Origin of the sequence: Photorhabdus viridis (genome assembly GCF_040256935.1) — a bacterium.
In the GTDB taxonomy this organism is placed as follows: Bacteria; Pseudomonadota; Gammaproteobacteria; order Enterobacterales; family Enterobacteriaceae; genus Photorhabdus; species Photorhabdus viridis.
In genome coordinates, this window is the sequence record NZ_JBEJZY010000597.1 from 1 (window position 1) to 223 (window position 223).

Consider the following 223-nt stretch of genomic DNA (forward strand, 5'->3'; position numbering starts at 1 on the left):
GCTGGCTCATCATCTGCTGACCCTCGGCGTACAACCGGATGACCGGGTTGCCATCTGCGCCGGGCGCAGTCTGGAGATGGTGGTGGGATTATTGGCCATCCTTAAGGCCGGTGGCGCCTATCTGCCGCTTGACCCGGCTTATCCGGCCGAACGGCTGGCCTATATGCTCAGTGATGCAGCGCCGGTGGTTCTGCTGACCCAGTCCGCGCTGGTTGAAATACTG

The 223-nt window shown here is 61.9% G+C and carries 1 protein-coding gene; it reads left to right on the forward strand.

What is annotated here, in order from left to right:
- Positions 1-223, forward strand: a 223-nt coding sequence (locus tag ABR397_RS24715; RefSeq protein WP_350307972.1) for an AMP-binding protein, incomplete at both ends; no start/stop codon positions are given.